At 45.1% G+C, this 14682-nt stretch carries 15 protein-coding genes; all 15 read left to right on the top strand.

All coding sequences use genetic code 11. The features are described 5' to 3' along the window. The first annotated feature begins 21 nt into the window (after positions 1 to 21). Positions 22 to 1236 carry an IscS subfamily cysteine desulfurase gene (locus AB4167_RS08240; RefSeq protein WP_048613459.1) on the top strand — a complete coding sequence of 405 codons (1215 nt, stop codon included), beginning with the start codon at positions 22 to 24 and terminating at the stop codon, positions 1234 to 1236. Positions 1237 to 1269: 33 nt separating this feature from the next. After that, positions 1270 to 1647, top strand: coding sequence for a Fe-S cluster assembly scaffold IscU (gene iscU / locus AB4167_RS08235; protein WP_004735094.1), 378 nt, complete (start codon positions 1270 to 1272; stop codon positions 1645 to 1647). A 98-nt stretch (positions 1648 to 1745) separates the two neighbouring features. Further along, positions 1746 to 2069, top strand: coding sequence for an iron-sulfur cluster assembly protein IscA (gene iscA / locus AB4167_RS08230; protein ID WP_010440519.1), 324 nt, complete (start codon positions 1746 to 1748; stop codon positions 2067 to 2069). 84 nt (positions 2070 to 2153) lie between these two features. Next, positions 2154 to 2669: a co-chaperone HscB gene (hscB, locus tag AB4167_RS08225; protein ID WP_010440522.1), complete on the top strand. Its 516-nt coding sequence runs from the start codon at positions 2154 to 2156 to the stop codon at positions 2667 to 2669. A 22-nt stretch (positions 2670 to 2691) separates the two neighbouring features. Further along, positions 2692 to 4542 carry a Fe-S protein assembly chaperone HscA gene (gene hscA, locus AB4167_RS08220; RefSeq protein ID WP_372136397.1) on the top strand — a complete coding sequence of 617 codons (1851 nt, stop codon included), beginning with the start codon at positions 2692 to 2694 and terminating at the stop codon, positions 4540 to 4542. A gap of 20 nt (positions 4543 to 4562) precedes the next feature. Then, positions 4563 to 4901, top strand: a complete 339-nt coding sequence (gene fdx / locus AB4167_RS08215; protein WP_017629863.1) for an ISC system 2Fe-2S type ferredoxin — start codon at positions 4563 to 4565, stop codon at positions 4899 to 4901. A gap of 117 nt (positions 4902 to 5018) precedes the next feature. Then, the gene (gene iscX / locus AB4167_RS08210; RefSeq protein ID WP_004740335.1) at positions 5019 to 5219 is read left to right on the top strand and encodes a Fe-S cluster assembly protein IscX; all 201 of its coding nucleotides are present in this window, start codon (positions 5019 to 5021) and stop codon (positions 5217 to 5219) included. Between the two features lie 206 nt (positions 5220 to 5425). Continuing rightward, the gene (gene pepB / locus AB4167_RS08205; RefSeq protein WP_017062517.1) at positions 5426 to 6721 is read left to right on the top strand and encodes an aminopeptidase PepB; all 1296 of its coding nucleotides are present in this window, start codon (positions 5426 to 5428) and stop codon (positions 6719 to 6721) included. Positions 6722 to 6827: 106 nt separating this feature from the next. Then, positions 6828 to 7262, top strand: coding sequence for a nucleoside-diphosphate kinase (ndk, locus tag AB4167_RS08200; protein ID WP_016797173.1), 435 nt, complete (start codon positions 6828 to 6830; stop codon positions 7260 to 7262). 441 nt (positions 7263 to 7703) lie between these two features. After that, positions 7704 to 8846: a bifunctional tRNA (adenosine(37)-C2)-methyltransferase TrmG/ribosomal RNA large subunit methyltransferase RlmN gene (locus tag AB4167_RS08195; protein WP_017062516.1), complete on the top strand. Its 1143-nt coding sequence runs from the start codon at positions 7704 to 7706 to the stop codon at positions 8844 to 8846. A gap of 440 nt (positions 8847 to 9286) precedes the next feature. Then, a complete protein-coding gene (gene rodZ / locus AB4167_RS08190) occupies positions 9287 to 10243 on the top strand; it encodes a cytoskeleton protein RodZ (protein ID WP_372136396.1) in 957 nt (318 codons plus the stop codon). 7 nt (positions 10244 to 10250) lie between these two features. Beyond that, positions 10251 to 11372, top strand: a complete 1122-nt coding sequence (gene ispG / locus AB4167_RS08185) for a flavodoxin-dependent (E)-4-hydroxy-3-methylbut-2-enyl-diphosphate synthase (RefSeq protein ID WP_009848294.1) — start codon at positions 10251 to 10253, stop codon at positions 11370 to 11372. A gap of 70 nt (positions 11373 to 11442) precedes the next feature. Beyond that, a complete protein-coding gene (gene hisS, locus AB4167_RS08180) occupies positions 11443 to 12711 on the top strand; it encodes a histidine--tRNA ligase (protein ID WP_017062514.1) in 1269 nt (422 codons plus the stop codon). Between the two features lie 79 nt (positions 12712 to 12790). Then, a complete protein-coding gene (locus AB4167_RS08175) occupies positions 12791 to 13405 on the top strand; it encodes a YfgM family protein (RefSeq protein WP_017062513.1) in 615 nt (204 codons plus the stop codon). A 10-nt stretch (positions 13406 to 13415) separates the two neighbouring features. Further along, positions 13416 to 14576, top strand: coding sequence for an outer membrane protein assembly factor BamB (gene bamB, locus AB4167_RS08170; protein WP_017062512.1), 1161 nt, complete (start codon positions 13416 to 13418; stop codon positions 14574 to 14576). Positions 14577 to 14682 lie beyond the last annotated feature (106 nt).

Here is a 14682-nt window from a genome sequence, read left to right as displayed (position 1 = left end):
GTTTTTACATTGGAGTAGAAAATGAAACTGCCTATTTACTTTGACTATTCAGCTACATGCCCAGTCGATCCACGTGTTGCTGAAAAAATGGTTCAGTGCATGACGATGGACGGTAACTTCGGTAACCCTGCATCTCGTTCACACCGTTACGGCTGGCAGGCAGAAGAATCAGTAGATAATGCTCGTGAGCAAATTGCCGATCTACTAAATGCAGACCCACGTGAGATTGTTTTTACGTCAGGTGCTACAGAGTCAGATAACCTTGCTATCAAAGGTGCAGCGCACTTTTACGAGAAGAAAGGTAAGCACGTAATCACGTGCAAAACAGAACACAAAGCGGTTCTTGATCCATGTCGCCAACTAGAGCGTGAAGGTTTTGAGGTGACATACCTTGAGCCAGAAGCTAACGGCATCATCGATCTAGACAAGCTACAAGCTGCAATGCGTGAAGATACTGTTCTAGTTTCTATCATGCACGTAAACAACGAGATTGGTGTAATCCAAGATATCTCTGCAATCGGCGAATTATGTCGTGCACGTAAGATCATCTTCCACGTTGATGCGGCGCAGTCTGCGGGTAAAATCCCACTAGACGTAAAAGAGATGAAAGTAGACCTTATCTCTATGTCTGCACACAAAGCATACGGCCCTAAAGGCATCGGCGCTTTGTACGTTCGTCGTAAGCCACGTATTCGCCTAGAAGCGCAAATGCACGGTGGCGGTCATGAACGTGGTTTCCGTTCTGGTACTCTTGCTACTCACCAAATCGTGGGTATGGGCGAAGCTTTTGCCATCGCTAAACAAGACATGCAGAAAGATTACGATCACGCACTAGCACTTCGTGAGCGCCTATTGAAAGGTGTTCAAGATCTAGAAGCGGTAACCGTAAACGGCGACCTAGACCAACGTGTACCACATAACCTAAACGTGAGCTTTGCTTTCGTTGAAGGTGAATCTCTGCTTATGTCTTTAAAAGACTTAGCGGTATCATCAGGTTCTGCATGTACATCAGCGAGTCTTGAGCCTTCATACGTTTTACGCGCTCTTGGCTTAAACGATGAACTGGCACACAGCTCAGTACGTTTTTCATTCGGCCGTTTCACTACGGAAGAAGAAATCGACTACGCGATTGCACAAATCCGTGTAGCAGTAAATAAATTACGCGACATGTCTCCTCTATGGGATATGTATAAAGAAGGGATTGATTTGAACACTGTTGAGTGGGCTCATCACTAATCTCACGGAAATAGAGGATTCGAGGTAACTATCATGGCATATAGCGAAAAAGTAATTGATCACTACGAAAACCCACGTAACGTAGGTTCGTTTGATAAAGAAGATCCAAGTGTAGGTAGCGGCATGGTTGGCGCACCAGCTTGTGGTGACGTAATGAAACTGCAAATCAAAGTATCTGCAGAAGGTATTATTGAAGACGCAAAATTCAAGACTTACGGTTGCGGTAGCGCAATCGCTTCTAGCTCACTAGTCACTGAGTGGGTTAAAGGTAAAAGTATTGATGAAGCAGCTGCTATTAAAAACTCTGAAATCGCAGAAGAGCTAGAGTTGCCACCAGTGAAAGTTCACTGTTCAATTCTTGCTGAAGATGCAATCAAAGCAGCGGTTGCGGATTACAAAAAGAAGCACTAATCGTTTCTACAACGTAATCACTTCAAAAAAGTAATATTTGGGAGCACCCTTTGTGCTCCCCCTGAGTTCTCAATTTATATAAAACACAAGGTTGTAGTATGGCCATCACCATGACAGATACGGCAGCAAGCCGAGTTCAAGCTTTCCTAGATAACCGAGGTAAAGGTATCGGGTTGCGCTTAGCGGTAAAAACTACTGGCTGTTCGGGTATGGCGTATGTACTGGAATTCGTTGACGAGCTCAACGAAGAAGACGAAGTGTTCGAGCATTCAGGTGTTAAGGTCATCATTGATCCAAAGAGCCTAGTTTACCTAGACGGTACTGAGCTTGATTACGTAAAAGAAGGCCTAAACGAAGGTTTTGAATTCAACAACCCTAACGCGAAAGGCGAATGTGGTTGTGGTGAGAGCTTCAATGTATAAACGCCTCAATCGTTGAGCGTTTATAATGAGCGAAGAATAAAATTAGGCTCTAAGTAAAGAGCCTAAACTTAGGACCACCGTTACATGAATCATTTCGAATTATTTGGGCTACCACTTCAGTTTCAACTGGATGGTAGCCTTCTTTCTTCTCAGTTTAGAGATCTGCAACGCCAATTCCACCCTGATAAATTTGCCACGGCTTCTGAGCGAGATCGCTTGCTGGCTGTGCAAAAAGCTGCGCAAATCAATGATGCGTACCAGGTGTTGAAAAATCCAGTCAGCCGCGCTGAATACCTGTTAGTTCAACATGGTGAGGATATTCGTGGTGAGCAGCAGACTATGCAAGATCCTATGTTCCTGATGGAGCAAATGGAATTGCGTGAAGAGCTGGAAGATATCGCCGACAGTTCTGATCCTGAAGATGCTTTGTTTGCATTTGAAGGAAAGGTTAGCAAAATGTATAAACAACAATTAAGCGCTATCCAACAAGAACTCGACAGCGAAGCTTGGTTAGAAGCTGCAGACCGAGTAAGAAAGCTTAAGTTTATTGCAAAATTAAAGAATGAAATCGAGTTAGTTGAAGATCGTTTGATCGGCTAGTTCGTATAACAAGGACACATCCATGGCACTACTTCAGATTGCAGAACCAGGGCAAAGCGCCGCTCCTCACCAGCACAAGCTTGCAGTGGGTATTGATTTAGGTACAACAAACTCATTGGTTGCGTCAGTGCGCAGTGGTGAGGCAAGCACGCTTGTTGATCAACAAGGTCGCAGTATTCTCCCTTCCGTTGTTCACTATCAGTCAGAGTCGTACACCACTGGTGATGAAGCGCGTGTAAATGCACAAACTGATCCTAAAAATACCATTATCTCAGTTAAGCGATTAATCGGTCGTTCACTGTCAGATATTCAACAGCGATACCCATCTCTGCCATATCAGTTTGAAGAAAGTGATAATGGCCTGCCTGTGATTAACACAGCGCAAGGAAATAAGAACCCAATTCAAGTATCTGCAGATATTCTTCGTGCACTCGGTCAACGTGCTGAGTCGACGTTAGGTGGTGAATTGGCTGGTGCCGTGATTACCGTCCCTGCGTACTTTGATGATGCACAACGTGCAGGTACCAAAGACGCAGCGCAACTTGCTGGTCTTCATGTGTTACGTCTTCTTAATGAACCCACTGCAGCTGCGATTGCTTATGGCTTGGATTCAGGTAAAGAAGGGGTAATCGCTGTTTATGACTTAGGCGGTGGTACGTTTGATATCTCTATCCTACGCCTGTCTAAAGGTGTCTTCGAAGTTTTAGCAACCGGTGGTGACTCTGCATTAGGCGGCGATGACTTTGACCATTTAATTGCGGATCATTTCCAAGAGCAAATGGGCTTGTTAGAGCTGACAGCAGAACAGAACCGTATTCTTCTAGACGCAGCAACAGAAGCGAAGATTGGCTTATCTGAAGCTGAAAGCGTTAATGTTGAAGCACTAGGTTGGTCTGGCTCTTTAACTCGTGAAGAGTTCGAAGAGATCATCAAGCCACTAGTTAAGAAAACGCTGCTTTCGTGCCGCCGAGCACTGAAAGATGCGGAAGTTGACGCGGATGAAGTACTAGAAGTCGTGATGGTAGGTGGTTCAACTCGTACCTTACTTGTTCGTGAAATGGTCGGTGGCTTCTTTGGTCGTACTCCATTAACCAGTATTAACCCTGATGAAGTGGTTGCGATTGGCGCTTCAATTCAAGCGGACATTTTAGTTGGCAACAAGCCAGACTCTGAAATGCTACTTCTGGACGTTATTCCTTTATCGCTCGGTATCGAAACTATGGGTGGCTTGGTCGAAAAGATCATCCCTCGTAATACCACGATCCCTGTCGCTCGCGCACAAGAATTTACCACGTTCAAAGACGGTCAAACTGCAATGACAGTGCATACCGTTCAAGGCGAACGTGAAATGGTTGACGACTGTCGTTCATTGGCTCGTTTTGCTCTAAAAGGCATTCCACCAATGGCAGCAGGCGCGGCGCATATTCGAGTGACTTACCAAGTGGATGCTGATGGCCTGCTATCAGTTACGGCTATGGAGAAGAGCACGGGTGTTCAAGCTGAAATCCAAGTTAAACCTTCTTACGGCCTAAGCGATGATGAAGTTGCGAACATGCTGAAAGACTCAATGACGTTCGCAAAAGAAGACATGCAAGCACGTGCTCTTGCTGAACAACGTGTAGAAGCGGATCGCGTGATCGAAGGCCTTATTGCTGCGATGCAAGCTGACGGCGACGAACTGCTTAACGAACAAGAAAAGCAACAGCTGCTACAAGCGATTGAAACACTCATCGAAGTGCGCAATGGCGACAGCGCTGATGCCATTGAAGTAGAAATTAAGAATACCGACAAAGCGAGCCAAGACTTTGCTTCTCGTCGTATGGATAAATCAATTCGTGCTGCACTGTCAGGTCAGTCAGTCGATAATATTTAATAGTTAGAGAATAGATAAACATGCCAAAGATTATTGTTTTACCTCACGAAGATCTATGTCCAGAAGGCGCTGTTTTAGAAGCAAAAACTGGTGAGACGGTTCTTGATGTTGCATTGAAGGCCGGTATTGGTATTGAACACGCATGTGAAAAATCGTGTGCATGTACAACATGTCACGTTGTGATTCGTGAAGGCTTCGATTCTTTAGAAGAGAGTGATGACCTAGAAGACGACATGCTAGATAAGGCATGGGGCTTAGAGATGGAATCTCGCCTTGGCTGCCAAGCTAAAGTGGCTAACGAAGATCTTGTAGTAGAGATTCCAAAGTACACATTGAACCTAGCGTCTGAAGATCACTAAGAACTTCTCTACAGTCATGGTGGTTTCGCCATGACTGAGATAACGGTTTAACAAAACTGGCCTAGAATATAGATCATAAAGGTGACCAAGCGTCGCTAATAAATATAAGGAAGTGTTATGAGCTTGAAGTGGATTGATTCGCGAGACATCGCAATTGAGCTATGTGATTTGTACCCTGATACTGATCCTAAAACGGTACGTTTTACCGATCTGCATCAATGGGTGCTAGACCTTGAAGAGTTTGATGACGAGCCTAACCACTCGAATGAAAAAATCTTAGAGGCTATTATTTTGTGCTGGATGGATGAGATGGATTAATCCTCTTGTCTAATGATTTGGTCGCGGGTTGGTATCAGTCCAATATAAAACGCAGCCAAGTTAACAATTCTTACTAAAAAAAGCGGACCTTATGGTCCGTTTTTTTATCAAAATGACATTTTCCTCCTACATAATGCTAACATCAGTGAGCTAATAAAAAATAATCAGAATCACACTCTCGAAGTGGTTCATGACAAGGAGAAATCATGTCTACACAGATGTCAGTATTTTTAAGTCAAGAAGCTGCCCAGCCTCAGTGGGGAGCAAGAGCTATTTTATCGTTCTCAGAAGCGGGAGCGACAATTCACATTGGTGAAGGCCACGATCTAGGCGCAGTTCAACGTGCGGGTCGTACGCTTGACGGACAAGGTATCGCATTCGTTTCACTTCGTGGTGAAGGTTGGGATCTAGAAAGCGTTTGGGCTTTCTACCAAGGCTACCGTGGACCAAAGAAAAAGAATGCATTGGAATGGGATGCACTTTCAGAAGCCGATCAAACTGAGCTTGAAGCTCGTATTCGCGCAACTGACTGGACGCGTGACATTATCAATAAAACCGCTGAAGAAGTGGCACCTCGTCAACTTGCGACAATGGCTGCAGAATACATCAAGTCAGTGGCACCAGCGGGCACTGTTAAAGCGAAGATTGTTAAAGACAAGGATCTACTAACCGAAGGTTGGGAAGGCATCTACGCGGTAGGTCGTGGCTCTGAGCGTACATCAGCAATGCTGCAACTGGACTTCAACCCAACAGGCGATGAAAACGCACCTGTATTTGCCTGTTTAGTCGGTAAAGGTATTACGTTCGATTCGGGCGGTTACAGTATCAAGCCAGGCCAATTCATGACAGCGATGAAAGCTGACATGGGTGGCGCAGCAACGATTACTGGTGGTTTAGGTCTTGCGATTGAACGCGGTCTTAACAAGCGCATCAAGCTTATTCTATGTTGCGCAGAGAACATGATCTCTGGTCGCGCATTGAAGCTTGGCGATATCATTACCTACAAAAACGGTAAAACAGTTGAGATCATGAACACTGATGCGGAAGGTCGCTTAGTGCTAGCTGATGGCCTGATGTACGCAAGTGCACAAAGCCCTGAGCTGATCATCGACTGTGCAACGCTAACAGGCGCGGCTAAAAACGCATTAGGTAACGACTACCACGCACTATTAAGCTTCGATGATGAGTTGTCTCACCAAGCGCTAACAGCGGCAAACCAAGAGAAAGAAGGCTTATGGCCACTGCCTCTTGCTGATTTCCACCGTGGTATGTTGCCTTCAAACTTTGCTGATCTTTCAAACATCAGCACAGGCGATTACACACCGGGTGCAAGTACAGCAGCGGCATTCCTTTCTTACTTTGTAGATGATTACAAAAAAGGTTGGATTCATATGGATTGCGCGGGTACTTACCGTAAGTCAGCAAGTGACAAGTGGGCGGCAGGCGCAACGGGTATGGGCGTTCGCACACTGGCTCGTCTTCTTATCGACCAAGCAAAATAATAATAAGGGTGAGCGGTATTTTGTGCCGCTCATTCATAAAGCTCAGATCGAAAGATCTCAGTAATTTCAGTATTTAATAACAAAAAAATGAAGTGAAGGAATCCCTATGGCTCTAGAAAGAACGTTCTCAATTGTTAAGCCGGATGCAGTTAAGCGTAACCTTGTTGGTGAAATCTACCACCGTATCGAAAAAGCAGGCCTAGAAATTATTGCTGCTAAAATGGTTCGTCTTACTGAAGAGCAAGCGAGTGGCTTCTACGCTGAACATGAAGGCAAAGAGTTCTTCCCAGCTCTTAAAGAGTTTATGACTTCTGGTCCTATCATGGTTCAAGTGCTTGAAGGCGAAAACGCTATCGCTCGTTACCGTGAACTTATGGGTAAAACAAACCCAGAAGAAGCGGCATGCGGTACTATCCGTGCTGACTACGCAATCAGCATGCGTTACAACTCAGTTCACGGCAGCGACAGCCCTGAGTCTGCAGCTCGCGAAATCGAATTCTTCTTCCCAGAATCTGAAATTTGCCCACGCCCAGCTCAATAATCGGCACTGCAAATTATTCTAAAGGCTTCACCTCGGTGAGGCCTTTTTTGTAAGTGGATTTTACGCTCTCGATAATCAATTTAGTCGTCATTCTCGAAAGCGACGAAGGAGCGTAATCGGGAATCTGTTTTTGTTATTGGAGATTCCAGATACTTCGTTCCTCAGTTCTGGAATGACGGGGAACTTTGGAGCAACCATCTCATGGTAAATATTATCGAGCAATTGGTGATTATTTACGTCATTCCCGAAAGCGACGAAGGAGTGTAATCGGGAATCTTTGTTTAAATTGGGTAATCTCAGGCCGATAAATACAATTGTTCAAATTTTAATCGCTTAAGTTTGAATGTCTTAATAAACACAGGGTTTTACAATGCTTGTTGAAGTTGCGTAAAGCCTGTACAATTCGCGCCCTTAATTATTGTTCCGTCATTGAGAGGCATCATGACCACAGCTAAAGTCAATCTACTCGATTTTGATCGTAAAGGTCTTCGTAAATTTTTCACAGAAGAACTGAATGAGAAAGCGTTTCGAGCAGAGCAAGTGATGAAGTGGATTTATCACTTCGGTGTCGATGACTTCGAACAAATGAATAACATCAACAAAAAGTTACGTGAGAAACTTCAACGTCGCTGTGAGATTGTTGCACCTGTTGTTTCTGAAGCTCAACACTCTTCAGATGGCACAATTAAATGGGCGATGAGCGTTGGCGACCAAGACGTTGAAACGGTATACATCCCAGATGGTGACCGTGCGACGCTATGTGTATCTTCACAGGTTGGTTGTGCACTTGAATGTAAGTTCTGTTCTACAGCTCAACAAGGCTTCAACCGTAACCTAAAAGTTTCAGAGATTGTTGGCCAAATCTGGCGTGCATCTCGCGAAATCGGCCTAGAAAAAGAAACCGGTCGTCGTCCAATTACTAACGTTGTAATGATGGGTATGGGCGAGCCTCTATTGAACATGAAGAACCTAATGCCATCATTAGAAATCATGCTTGATGATCTAGGTTTCGCACTGTCTAAGCGTCGTGTAACCGTATCAACTTCTGGTGTTGTTTCTGGCCTTGACCAAATGACAGACAACATCGATGTCGCATTGGCTATTTCTCTACATGCGCCAAACGATGCACTACGTAGCCAAATCATGCCGATCAACGACCGTTGGGATATCCAAGACTTCCTAGCATCTGTTCGTCGTTACATTGCATCTTCAAATGCTAACCGCGGTAAAGTAACGGTTGAGTACGTGTTATTGGATCATGTGAATGATGATATGGACCACGCACGTGAACTTGCTGAGCTAATGAAAGAGACGCCTTGTAAGATCAACTTGATTCCATTCAACCCTTACCCGGGGTCGCCTTATAAGAAGCCAAGCAACTCTCGTATTGATCGCTTCCAAAAAACGCTGATGGAATACAACTACACAGTAACCGTTCGTAAGACTCGTGGTGATGATATTGATGCCGCGTGTGGTCAGTTAGTCGGTGATGTGATTGATAGAACCAAGCGTACTAAAATGCTTAAAGCAGCCTCTGAAGCGAACTTGATTGCCGGTGGTGTGATTGAAGTAAAAGCGGTATAAAACGCGATTAGAACCTAAACAAGCCAGAAGTCTTACTTCTGGCTTGTTGCTTTTCTGGGGTGCAGTTTTTGATTTTTTGGACTTCTTGCCCACGCTTTCTTACATTTTTCGTCAAATTTTGGACAAAACCATGAGCTGACGGTAAATTTTGTTTAAAGTGTTTTTGCCTTGTAATGGCATTAGCTTATGATTAACTAATCTTAAATTAATTTAAGTGCTCGCTTGCTACTGATCATCAATATGTCTATTTAGGTTGGCTACTTGATAAACTAGCTTCCTGAGAAGGTCATCCATAATAAATGAATGATGTTCGCCTTTAAGGGTTGATGATTTAGATAGCAGGAAAAATTCCACATAACGTGGGTTGTTAGATTGAGCTTAAACGACAATAAGAAAACGCTCTCCTCAACCTGCGATAATACTTTAGAAGTTCACTCTCTATGAACACAGAACAAGATACACAAGCGCAAGAAAACGTAGCTCCAGCTTTGGAAGCGGGAACGCTGCTTAAGAACAAACGAGAATCTCTTGGTTTAACGCAAAAGCAGATTTCTGATCGCTTGAAACTTCGCGTTACTCTGATCCAACAAATTGAAGAAAACCAATTCGAGTCAGATCAAGTGGCGACGTTTATGCGTGGCTATATTCGTTCATACGCGAAATACGTCAATCTTGACGAAAAAGTCGTATTGAGTGCGCTGCATCATGCCGGTGATGCTCAGCATCAAGAGCAAGAAATGCTGAGTTTTTCTCGTAAGACCAAAACCGAGAAGCACAACAGCCGTATTATGATCCTGACTTGGAGCATTTTTGCGGTCATTGCGGGTATCTCCTCACTTTGGTGGTGGCAGAACCAACAGCAAGACACCCTATCTCAATCTTTAGCGAATACTGAAAGCTCAGAAGAGCTAGCGGTAGAAAAATCACTTGCCCCTGAATTCACCTCTTTGGAAGTGATTGAAGCTGAACAAAACGAAGCGGGTGCTTCTGTTGTTGAAGGTGCTGAAGGCCTTGCTGCGATAAGCGATGCGGAAGAAAGTTCAGATGCTGTTACTCCAGCTGACGAAACTTCTGCACAACAAACAACAGAGACTGAACCAACTGCTGAAGCTGCTGCGAATGCAGAAACGGTTGAAGCTAGCACGGCTCCTGAAGCTGTGGCTAACGAACTAGTGATGCAGTTCACCGCTGATTGCTGGATCCAAGTAAAAGATGCAACGGGTAAAACCTTGTCGACTGGCATCAAAAAAGCAGGTCAGTCGTTAAATCTATCAGGAACTGCGCCATATAAAGTGATTCTAGGTGCGCCAGAAGGCGTATCAATGACATTTGCAAGTGAACCTGTCGACCTTTCTGGGTATACTTCAGGCAAAGTAGCTAGAATAACCTTACCTTAGAGTTAATATGCAACACGAATCTCCTATTATTCGTCGCAAATCAACCCGTATTTATGTGGGTGATGTGCCGATCGGTGATGGTGCACCAATTGCTGTGCAATCCATGACCAACACAAGAACAACAGATGTAGCCGCGACCGTTGCTCAAATTAGAGCTCTGGAAAAAGTTGGCGCTGATATCGTTCGCGTATCTGTACCGACTATGGATGCAGCTGAAGCCTTTAAGCTAATCAAGCAGCAGGTCTCTGTTCCTTTGGTTGCTGATATTCACTTCGACTACCGTATCGCACTTAAAGTGGCGGAATACGGCGTTGACTGTCTGCGTATCAACCCAGGTAACATCGGTAACGAAAGCCGTATCCGCTCAGTTGTTGATTGTGCACGTGATATGAATATTCCGATTCGTATTGGTGTTAACGGCGGTTCTCTTGAGAAAGAGATCCAAGAGAAATACACAGAACCTACAGCAGAAGCGCTTGTTGAATCAGCAATGCGTCATGTAGATATCCTAGACCGTCTGAACTTTGATCAATTCAAAGTCAGCGTGAAGGCTTCTGATGTATTCCTTGCTGTCGGTTCTTACCGTTTGCTGGCTAAGCAGATTGATCAACCTCTCCACCTTGGTATTACCGAAGCGGGTGGTGCGCGTGCAGGCTCTGTGAAGTCAGCGGTAGGTTTAGGTATGCTTCTTTCTGAAGGTATCGGCGATACGCTGCGTATATCGCTAGCGGCTGATCCGGTTGAAGAGATCAAAGTTGGCTTTGATATTCTTAAATCTTTGCGCATTCGTTCGCGTGGCATCAACTTCATTGCGTGTCCGAGCTGTTCTCGTCAAGAGTTCGATGTTATTAACACCGTTAATGCCCTTGAAGAGCGCCTAGAAGACGTGATCACTCCAATGGACGTATCTATCATCGGTTGTGTGGTTAACGGCCCTGGTGAAGCTGAAGTGTCTCACTTAGGTTTAGCTGGTAGTGCACGTAAGAGTGCCTTCTACGAAGATGGTAAGCGTCAGAAAGAGCGCTTCGACAACGATGACCTTGTCGACAAACTTGAAGCTAAGATTCGTGCAAAAGCGTCAGTGCTTGATAAAGCAAATCGCATTGATGTAGAAAACTTAGAAGATTAATACAACGCGATGGGGTGTGATTGTCTATTCGCACTAACACCTGGTCGTGAGAAATTACGGAATAAATACTGTGGCTAAAAATATTCAAGCAATTCGAGGCATGAACGACTGCCTTCCAACTCAATCACCACTGTGGCAGAAAGTAGAAAGCGCAGTTAAAAACGTGGTGAGTGCATACGGTTACAACGAAGTACGTATGCCTATCGTTGAAGAAACAAACCTATTTAGCCGTGCAGTTGGTGAAGAGACAGACGTTGTTTCTAAAGAGATGTACACCTTTGACGACCGCAATGGCGATAGCCTAACGCTGCGTCCAGAAGGCACAGCAGGTTGTGTTCGTTCATGTATTCAAAATAGCCTTATCAACCGTGATGAACAGCGCCTATGGTACATGGGCCCTATGTTCCGTCACGAGCGTCCTCAAAAAGGTCGTTACCGTCAATTCCACCAATGTGGTGTTGAAGTGTTTGGCCTAGACGGTCCAGACGTTGACGCAGAACTTATCATGATGACAGCACGTCTATGGCGTGAGCTAGGCATCGACAAGCACGTTCGCCTAGAGCTGAACTCAATCGGTTCTCAAGAAGATCGCGTTAGCTACCGCACTGCGTTAGTGGCTTTCCTTGAGCAACACATTGATGTGCTTGACGAAGACTGCAAACGTCGCATGCACACTAACCCTCTACGTGTACTTGATACTAAGAACCCTGATGTTCAAGCTATCTTAGGTGACGCACCTCGACTATCTGAATATCTAGGTGAAGAATCGAAGCAACATTTTGCTGGTTTGTGTGAACTTCTTGACGCTGTTGGTATCGAATACCAAGTTAATGAGCGTCTAGTACGTGGCCTAGATTACTACAACCGCACTGTATTTGAGTGGATCACAGACAGCCTTGGTGCTCAAGGTACAGTATGTGGCGGCGGTCGTTACGATGGTCTTGTTGAGCAACTAGGCGGCAAAGCAACCAATGCAGTTGGCTTCGCAATGGGTCTAGAGCGTCTGGTTCTGATGATGGAAACGCTAGAGCTAACAGAAGTTCGTCGTAGCGTTGATGTATACGTAGTTGCTGCTGGCGAAGGTACTATGATCGCGGGCATGCAGTTAGCGAATCAATTACGCGACACCGTTGAAGGCGTGCGTGTAATGAACCACTTCGGTGGTGGTAACTTCAAGAAGCAATTCAAACGTGCTGACAAAGTAGGTGCTGTTGTGGCGCTGGTACTTGGTGAGAACGAAGTTGCTGACAATACAGTTGTGCTAAAAGATCTGGTTGGCGGCGAGCAAGAAACCGTGTCTCAAACGGAAGTTGCAGAGAAAGTTGCTGCGCTAATCTAATTAGCCATTGAGCAAACGCTCATAATGAATACTAACGTCAGCACTATGCTGGCGTTTAAAGAATTAAAGAGGACAGGAAGTGGAACTTTACGATAGCGAAGAGCAACAAGTTGAAGCCATTAAAGATTGGTGGAAAGAGAACGGTAAAGCCGTAATCTTTGGTGCGGTTATTGGTTTAGGTGGTCTATTTGGCTGGCGCTATTACCAAGATTCAGTAGTTGAAGCGCGTGAAGCAGCTTCAGAAAGCTACACCTCTGTAATTTCAGCTCTTGATGTTAAGGGTGTTGATGCTCAATCTGATATTCAAGCTTTCATCGACGCAAACAAAGATGCTGAGTACTCAGTACTTGCTGCTATGCAACTAGCAAAAGTACAAGTACAAGCAGGCGATCTAGCGGCGGCACTTGAACAGCTCGAGTGGGCAAAATCGGCAACTAAGGACGCGGCACTTGCGCCACTACTTACTTACCGTGTTGCACGTATTAAAGCTGAGCAAGGTGAATTTGACGCAGCACTGACTGATCTTGCTGCTATGACAGACGAATCTTGGAAAGGCCGTGTTGCTGAACTGCGTGGTGATATCTCACTTCGTAAAGGCGACACAGATGCAGCATACAGTGCTTACACAGAAGCACAGCAAGCTGTTGACGCTAGCCAAACGCTTCAAATCAAACTTGACGACCTAGCTAAATAAGGCGCTTTGAATGAAGAAGATGTTTCCAAAAGCGGCGTTGTGTGCGATTGCTCTTGGCCTACTAGCTGGCTGTGCGGGTGAAGAAGACACCGTAATCATGGCTCCAGTCCCAACGGTAAACAGCGAGTTCACTCCTAGTCAGGAATGGTCTACGTCGGTTGGTGATGGTGTTGGTCACTACTTTTCAAAACTAACGCCAGAATTGGCTTACGACAAAGTGTTTGTTGCAAGCCGTGAAGGTATGGTTAAAGCGCTTGATCCTGATACAGGTAAAGCGCTGTGGAAAGTCGATCTTGAGAAAGACGTATTGGCTCGTTTATCGGGTGGCTTAACGGCGGCTTACGGTAAAGTTTTTGTTGGTTCTGAAAATGGCGAAGTGATCGCACTGGAAGAATCGACCGGTGAAGAGCTGTGGCGTGTATCAGTCAATGGCGAGGTGCTTGCATCCCCAGCAACTGATAGCAACATGGTCATTGTTCATACCAGTCGCGGTATGTTGATCGCGTTAGATCAAGCAAGCGGTGAACAAAAATGGACCATCAGTACGGAAGTACCAAGCCTAACACTGCGTGGCGATAGCTCGCCTGTTGCAGTTTCTGGTGGTGTATTCTGGGGTACAGCAAATGGTCGTCTAGCTGCGGCTATCGTTGATCGTGGTCAGCTTATTTGGCAACAGCCAGTAGGCACACCAAAAGGTGCAACGGAAATTGATCGTTTGGTTGATGTTGATGCATCTCCAATTGTTCTTGGTGGCACCCTGTATACCGTAGGTATCAATGGTCAGCTGATTGCTATCGACCTTCGTTCTGGTAAGCCAATTTGGAAACGTAACTACTCATCAGCGATTGATTTAGCAAGTGATGGTAGCCGTTTGTTCGTTGTTACCGACAAAGACCATGTGGTTGCGGTTGATGCGCGTAGTGGTACTGAACTGTGGAGCACTCCATTGTTAGAAAACCGCTTACTGACAGCACCTGCTATTATTAATGGTTATGTAGTCGTGGGTGATACTGAAGGTTATCTGCACTGGTTGGATCGTTCATCGGGTGAGTTTGTTGCTCAACAGCTTGTCGATGATAGCGGCTTTGCGGTTGCACCAATTGAACTGCCTGAAGGCTACTTAGTGACGACTCGCAATGGCGATGTAAAGAAACTAACGATTAGCCAATAAAAGCGTGATATAATTCACAGTCGGCTCCTGGTTGGTAACAGCCAGGAGCCGTTTTGTTGTTAAAAATTAATAAACCGTGTGGTTATAGGTAAGAGTTTAAACTTGC

Source organism: Vibrio sp. 10N.286.49.E11 (genome assembly GCF_041469505.1).
GTDB classification, from domain to species: Bacteria; Pseudomonadota; Gammaproteobacteria; order Enterobacterales; family Vibrionaceae; genus Vibrio; species Vibrio crassostreae_C.
The sequence above is the reverse complement of the archived record's forward strand: the minus strand, read 5'-3'. Positions and strand labels throughout refer to the sequence as shown.